Origin of the sequence: Acinetobacter sp. CFCC 10889 (genome assembly GCF_003268395.1) — a bacterium.
In the GTDB taxonomy this organism is placed as follows: domain Bacteria; phylum Pseudomonadota; class Gammaproteobacteria; order Pseudomonadales; family Moraxellaceae; genus Acinetobacter.
Map to the genome: position 1 here is coordinate 39,420 of NZ_LQXQ01000239.1, position 7,525 is coordinate 46,944.

A 7,525-nucleotide genomic window follows, 5' to 3' on the forward strand; every position below is an offset into this window, starting at 1 on the left:
TAAAATTCATTTTTCGCCAAGTTTTATCCTTATTTAGTGAATTTAAGGCACTTTATTTAGAAATTTTCAGACATAAAAAAACCGCCATAAATGACGGTTCTCTTGATATCTAAATCAATTATTTAGGTTCAAAACGCTTGGTCAGCTTGGTTAAGCCTGTAGCCAATCTTTGATAGCCTGTTGGCAATAAACGTTGTGCCAAATCGACAATCACTGCATCACCACCAATCAATAAACGGCGTTTATCTGCAAGTACTGCATCCAAAATTTCTTGTGCTGCTTCTACAGCAGGTTTACGCAAGAGTTTGTTAAATGCTTTTGCTGATTTATCAGGATTCATACCCAATGATTTTAAGCTGTCATTCATACGTGCATCGTTTGCGATGTTGGTACGAATACCCCCTGGATGTACACATAGTGCGCTTACACCACACTTTTCAATATCCAACTCTTGGCGCAATGACTCAGTAAAACCACGTACCGCAAACTTCGTTGCGTTATAACCAGACTGTGTTGGCTGTGCAGTTAAACCAAAAATACTTGAGGTATTAATGATGTGACCATCACCTGTTTTTTTAATATACGGTAAGAATTCTTTAGTGCCGTAAACTACGCCCCAGAAGTTAATACCCACGATCCATTCAAGTTCTTCATAACTTTCACCCTCAACTGTTGCACCAAGTGCTACACCAGCATTATTGAAAATCATATTTACAGAACCATGATTTTGCACAGTTTCTTCTGCCCAAGCTTTCACTTCTTGTTGTTGTGCAACATTTACTTTTTTCGAGGTTACACGCACATTATATGCTTTTACCAATTCAACAGTTTCAGCCAAACCCTTTTCATTGACATCACTGATTGACAAATGACAACCTGCTTTTGCTAATAAAACAGCCAGTTGTTGTCCCATACCTGAGCCTGCACCTGTAATTGCAGCGACTTTATTTTTAAAATTTTTCATTGAGTTTCCTTGTTTGAATTCTTTCTGTATGTACGTTTTCTATACATACACTCACAGCTACACTATAATTTTGACAATGACTATTGTCAATATAATATGTTAAGCTTTTCGTTATGGATGGATTGCTCGGGAGCATGACATAAATATCAACTGATTTTATTGATCAAATATTGCAATTTGCACAATTAATTTGGCACAAATTCATATGACTACACACGTATTAAATGAGACGATGCAACATACTCAAGAAGAAAATACATCTAAGAAATTGGTAAAAGAACGACAATTTAAAGGCATGTCCCTGTCTGAACGAAAGTTAGCACGCCGTGAGAAACTCATAGAAGCAGGAATTGAAACTTATGGCACACACGGTTTTTTTTCAGTTACAGTGAAAGATGTTTGTAATGAAGCAAAGCTGACTGAACGCTATTTCTATGAATCTTTTAAAAAAAGTGAAGAACTGTTCCAAACTATATTTTTACAACTGATTGACCAATTACAACAAACGGTTATGCAAGGTGTCATGCAAGCCTCACCTGATCCTAAAAAAATGATTCATTCTGGCTTATTGGCATTATTTTCTGTACTCAAAGCTGATCCACGTATGGCACGCATCATTTATGTTGATGCGATGTTGGTACAAGAGCTGCATAATCATGCAACGATTCAAGAAACGATGGGACGCTTTGACCGCATGATTCATGCTTTTGTCATGCTCATGATGCCAAGAATCAATTATAGCGAACAAGAAATTTCACTCGTATCCACAGGTTTAAATGGCTATGTCACCCAAATCGCTGTACGCTGGGTCATGGGCGGATTTAAGCTTTCTGTTGATGAAGTCGTCTTTGCATGTGAAGCCGTATTTTTTTCATTATTAGAATCTTTTTCTGAAAAACAAAGCGCTTAAATATACTTTAATGTCATGAACGATGATTTTTTATGTTTTTATGAAAAATAAATGTCATCGTTATTTCATTGATTCTTCATACAACTTCATTCATTTTGTCACAAAATTTTGCAAAAAATAGCCAATATCTTTTTTTTGCAATGATATTGTCATAATTAATCTTTGTAATAAGCCTGTCATAAATAATAAAACGGTACACCGTTCATACATAGGATATTGCGTTGTGAAAGATGACTATATTTTAATCGTCGATGACGAACTTCCGATTCGAGAGATGATCCATACTTCATTAGATATGGCAGGTTTCCAATGCTTACAAGCTGAAGATGCCAAACAAGCCCATCAAATGATCGTTGATCAACGTCCATCGCTCATCCTATTAGATTGGATGATGCCAGGTGGTGTTAGTGGTGTAGACTTGTGTCGCCGCTTAAAACGTGATGAAAATTTGGCTGAAATCCCAGTGATTATGCTGACTGCACGTGGTGAAGAAGACCATAAAGTACAAGGCTTAGATGCTGGTGCTGATGACTATATGACCAAACCATTCTCAACCCGTGAACTGGTTTCTCGTATTAAAGCAGTACTGCGCCGTGCCAATGCCTTAAGTGGTGAAAAAACCATTGATGCCAATGGTTTAATTCTTGATCCAGTCAGCCAACGTGTCAGCTTTGGTGACAGCATTTTAGAAATGGGACCAACAGAATACCGTTTATTGGCATTCTTTATGACTCATCCTGAACGTGCTTACACACGTGCACAACTGCTTGATCAAGTCTGGGGCGGTAATGTCTATATTGAAGACCGTACCATTGATGTACATATCCGTCGTTTACGTAAAGTGTTAGAACCATATGGCGCAGACCGTTATGTACAAACTGTTCGTGGTACAGGTTATCGTTTTTCTACACGTGCTGATGTTGCTTTAGGCTAATTTTAGGTCAATTTTGTTTTATGTATGAACCCTACCCCGTCCCCGATTTAGCACGAGACCATAAAAAATTTCGTTATAGCAGTTTGTGGGCATTTGCCAAACAAGATTTACGTCTATTGGCATTTCTTTTAGTCATTGCATGTTTTGTCGGTTTTGGGATCGGGTATTTTTGGGTTTGTATTTCACTCGCATTTGCGACTTTTTTTATTTTCCAACTGCGCTCTTTGTATTTGGTAAATGAATGGATCTCTAATCGTCCATATGATGTGCCACCCAATTTAAGTGGGATATGGGGCGCTCTTTTATTTAATGTGTATCGTGCACAACGCCAAGAACGTGTAGTTCAAGCCGAAATGGTGGGCTTAATCGACCGAGCACAATCCTCTCTGATCGCATTGGCAGAGGCGGTGGTTTTAACTGATGAATTGCATCAAATCGAATGGTGGAATCCTGCTGCTGAAAAACTACTTGGTATCCAAATGTTAGATCGTGGTCGTAATCTTTTGACCATTCTACGTCAACCAAGTTTTATTGAATATTTTAATAATATTGACCAATCCCCTGATGGTATCAAAATAAAATCAACAGTTTATGATGAACATTATGTGCAGGTTAAACTGACCCGTTTTGGTAGTGAAAGTCGCCTATTGGTTGCCTATGATGTCACTCGTATCCATAACTTAGAACAAATGCGTAAAGATTTTGTGGATAATATTTCACATGAATTACGCACCCCACTCACTGTTTTAAGTGGCTATATCGAAACTTTTACTGACCAAGAAGATTTAAACCCTCGCTGGAAACGTGCTTTTGATCAAATGCATTCACAAACACGCCGCATGAATGCCTTAGTCAATGATTTATTGCTCTTGTCACGTCTTGAGGGCAATAAACAAATTGCTAAAAATCAAATCATTGAAATGCCAAGTCTAATGAATCAATTATTTGATGATGCGCAAGCCTATAATGTTGATTATGGACATACGCTGAACTTGGACATCGACAGTCATTGTGATCTCATCGGCTCAGATACAGAACTTGCCAGTGCTTTTAGTAACTTGATTACCAATGCAATCAAATACACCCCCAAAGGTGGAACGATTACCATCGGTTGGCATGATGATAGTTTTCATGGTTATTTTACAGTGCAAGATACAGGCATTGGCATCGACCCAAAACATTTACCACGTTTAACTGAACGTTTTTATCGTGTAGACAGCGCACGGAGCCGCCAAACTGGTGGAACAGGCTTAGGTTTAGCGATTGTGAAACATGTACTGATGCAACATAATGCATATTTAGAAATTGATTCTATTGAAAATCAAGGCTCTACATTTAGAGTTGTATTCCCGAAAGAGCGCTTATATAAACCTGAATGATTTTTGTTTTTTAATTTTAGAATGACATAAAGATGAAGAATAAGTCATTCTTCATCCTTAATAAAGCATATCGTGTTGTATGACTTATAGTGTATGTCCTAAAGCTTCACCCATGACCACAACAGAGTTTGCTTTAAATTGTGCATCCCACTTCATTTTATCTTGCTCAAATAAAACAATTGCTGTTGAGCCTAAGTAAAAACGCCCCAACTCATCGCCTTTTTCAAGTTTAAGCTCATGATGATTTAGCTCTAAGCGACCTGATGGCTTCACTTTACCTGTTGCCACTGTTTCGATGCCTGCCACAATCATTGCACCGACTAAAACTACTGCCATACGACCAAGTTCGGTATCAAACAAGCACACCATACGTTCATTACGTGCAAATAAGCCCGGTACATTTTCCGCAGTAGTTTGATTGACAGAAAATAACTCACCTGGAATATATAACGTTTCAGTTAATGTTCCTGCAAATGGCATGTGTACACGATGATAATCACGTGGTGATAAATACACTGTTGCAAATTCACCATCTTTAAATGGTGCAGCAAGTTGCGGATCACCAATCAATTTTTCAACAGAAAAACTTTGCCCTTTGGCTTGGAAAACATCGCCAGCTTTGACTTGACCCAATTGTGAAATTGCACCATCCGCAGGCGATACAATACTACTTGCATCTGCATCAATTTCACGTACACCATCTTTTAATGCACGGGTAAAAAATTCATTAAATGATTTATATTTTAATGCATCGGTTTGCTGCGCAATCGACATATCAATGCCATATTGTGCTTTAAATGCTTGAATCACGACATTTTTAAGCAATGGATTTTCACTCGCAGCAAGTTTACCCACCACACGGCTGAGTTGTTGCTGTGGTACTAAATTTTGAGCACGAATAAAAAGTTGTTTTTTTAAATTTGAGGTTAGACTCACGAAGGTGATTCTCCACTAATAATAGGACTGTCGAGGCGGTTGCCCCATTCGCTCCACGCACCATCATAAGCTTGAATGTGCCAACCGAGTAATCGACCTAAGATATATGCCAAACCTGAACGATGATGTGATTGACAATACACCACCACAGGTTGATCTAAATGAAAGCCCAATTGTTCTAAACGTTGTTGCGTGCGTTCTAAAGGGTGCAATTTTAAATGATTTTGACGATTAATTGCAGTACTCCACTCAAAATGTCGTGCATTTGGAATATGACCACCACGTCTCGCAGCTAAACGTTGTCCTGTATATTCTTCTGTGGTACGACAATCCCAAACTTGTATCGCATTATGTTGTACTTTTTCTAATAACTCATCATATTGAATACGATATTTTTCAACATGTTGTAAATCAACTTTGAGTAACTCTGTGACTTTTGGATATTCCTCTACCTCAGATGAAGTCGGTAAGCCTGCACCCAACCATGCATGAATACCGCCATTGAGTAAGCTCACATTCTCAAAGCCCAAGCAATGCAAATTCCAAATCAAACGCCCTGCCCATGCTCCGCCTTCATCATCATAAACCACCACATGATGTTGAGCAGAGATATTTAAATATTCAATTAATGCTGCCAAACCTTGTTCATCAGGCAATAAACCTGAAGCATGTTCTTCTTGATGCACCAAAAGATTCGGCTTTAAATGTAAAGCATGTGGAATATGCAACTGTGCGTAAACTGAACTACGACTCAAATCAACTATACGTAGTTGTTCATGTCCTAAATAAGGGACAAGTTGTTCAGCTTCAATCAATAAATCAAAATTAAAAGGAGAGGCAGTCATAAGATTTTTTGAATTTTAACAGGTTTATTGTCATGATCTTAGCATAGTCTTTTTTACAGTTTTGCTGATTTTCTGCTTTTCTATAGCAAAAAATCAGCTATAGATTTTCTACTCTGCATGAGGTTCTTGAATTTCAAAAACTTGGCGCAAATAAGCCAGAAAAGTATCATTATCAGTCATGGTTTTACCTGGGCTGTCAGAGATTTTAGCCACTGATTGACCATTACATTCCACCAATTTCAACACAATATTCAGTGGTGTTTGCCCCATATCATTGGTCAAGTTCGTACCAATACCAAAACTCACTTGGAAACGGTCTTTAAAATACTGATAAAGTGCCCAAGCACGTTCCAAGTCCAGACCATCACTAAAAGTCAACATTTTAGTTTTAGTGTCAATTTTCAGTTTACGATAGTGCTGATATGCTTTATCACCCCACGCAAATGGATCACCACTGTCATGGCGCAAGCCATCAAATAGCTTAGCAAAATATAAGTCAAAATCTCGTAAAAACGCATCCATTCCAACAACATCTGTCAATGCAATGCCTAAATCTCCACGATACTCTTGCACCCATGTTTCGAGTGCTGATTTTTGGAAATCACGTAAACGCACATCTAACGCTTGAAAGGCTTGAAGAAATTCGTGCGCCATGGTTCCGATTGGGAAAATATTAAGCTCTTTGGCAATCAAAACATTACTCGTACCACGAAATACATTTGGCACTGCATTATGAAAAGTTTCTATCACATGGCGCTGCCAATCTAGGCTATAACGACGACGAGTCCCAAAGTCTGACACTAAAAATGGTGGTTCATTAGGCTGCATTTCTGTTTCATATTTTTGCATCAAAGCAACTTTAGCTTGTAAGCGACGCTCACCTTCGAGCAACACCTCATCGGAACGAATGCGTAGAAAGTACAATTCATTAACAATCGCAAGTACAAAAATTTCAAACATCATCGCTTGAACCATTGGACCTTCAACCCAAATGTCCAAACGACCTTCTTGATCAATACCCGCTTTAATAAAACGACGTTTCAGTTGGAATAATTCTAAATAATCAACAAAGTCACTTTTTATAAAACGTAAACTACGTAAATATTGTAATTCATCTTCTTTAAAACTCAGCTGACAAAGATAATCAAGCTGTTCATTCAAATCATCTAAAATATCCGTCAATGGATATACAGTATCTTGCAAATTTCGACAACGGAAATGATATACGCTATGTGTTTGTGGAAATTTATGAAGTACCACTTGCAACATTGTAAATTTGTACAAATCCGTATCAAGCAGTGACTGAATGATGGGTTGCATATTCGATCCAATTAATCTGTATTTACTCACTATAAAAACATAATCCAATCTTGCAAATCAAAAAATAGATTATCTGCTGTTTTTTAACAAAAATCTGACGACTATCCATTTTTGCACTCAATAAAACAAATTAAGTATTAACATAAAATTATAATCAAATATTATTTAATAATTTAAAATTATTCTTTATTGATATTTAGTGAATTTTTAATTAACATTGAATGCGATATAAATGTA

At 37.4% G+C, this 7,525-nt stretch carries 7 protein-coding genes; 3 read left to right on the top strand and 4 right to left on the bottom strand.

The features are described 5' to 3' along the window. Positions 1-118: 118 nt before the first annotated feature. On the bottom strand, positions 119-964 hold the full coding sequence (locus AVJ19_RS21925; protein WP_111861528.1) for an SDR family NAD(P)-dependent oxidoreductase: 846 nt from the start codon (positions 962-964) through the stop codon (positions 119-121). Positions 965-1,196: 232 nt separating this feature from the next. On the opposite strand from AVJ19_RS21925, the gene AVJ19_RS21930 reads away from it, so the two are divergent. From AVJ19_RS21930 to phoR, 3 genes are all read left to right on the top strand, one after another. Further along, positions 1,197-1,874, top strand: a complete 678-nt coding sequence (locus AVJ19_RS21930) for a TetR/AcrR family transcriptional regulator (RefSeq protein WP_228203435.1) — start codon at positions 1,197-1,199, stop codon at positions 1,872-1,874. A gap of 223 nt (positions 1,875-2,097) precedes the next feature. Beyond that, entirely contained in the window at positions 2,098-2,808 is a 711-nt protein-coding gene (phoB, locus tag AVJ19_RS21935; RefSeq protein WP_111861529.1) for a phosphate regulon transcriptional regulator PhoB, read from the top strand. A 20-nt stretch (positions 2,809-2,828) separates the two neighbouring features. Further along, positions 2,829-4,187 carry a phosphate regulon sensor histidine kinase PhoR gene (gene phoR / locus AVJ19_RS21940; RefSeq protein WP_111861530.1) on the top strand — a complete coding sequence of 453 codons (1,359 nt, stop codon included), beginning with the start codon at positions 2,829-2,831 and terminating at the stop codon, positions 4,185-4,187. Between the two features lie 84 nt (positions 4,188-4,271). Here phoR and asd read toward each other — a convergent pair whose 3' ends face one another. From asd to pncB, 3 genes are all read right to left on the bottom strand, one after another. Then, positions 4,272-5,123, bottom strand: a complete 852-nt coding sequence (gene asd, locus AVJ19_RS21945) for an archaetidylserine decarboxylase (RefSeq protein WP_111861531.1) — start codon at positions 5,121-5,123, stop codon at positions 4,272-4,274. Beyond that, positions 5,120-5,968, bottom strand: coding sequence for a sulfurtransferase (locus AVJ19_RS21950; protein WP_111861532.1), 849 nt, complete (start codon positions 5,966-5,968; stop codon positions 5,120-5,122). The genes asd and AVJ19_RS21950 overlap by 4 nt, the downstream gene beginning before the upstream one ends. Before the next feature lie 108 nt (positions 5,969-6,076). Continuing rightward, entirely contained in the window at positions 6,077-7,288 is a 1,212-nt protein-coding gene (gene pncB, locus AVJ19_RS21955) for a nicotinate phosphoribosyltransferase (RefSeq protein WP_111861533.1), read from the bottom strand. Positions 7,289-7,525 lie beyond the last annotated feature (237 nt).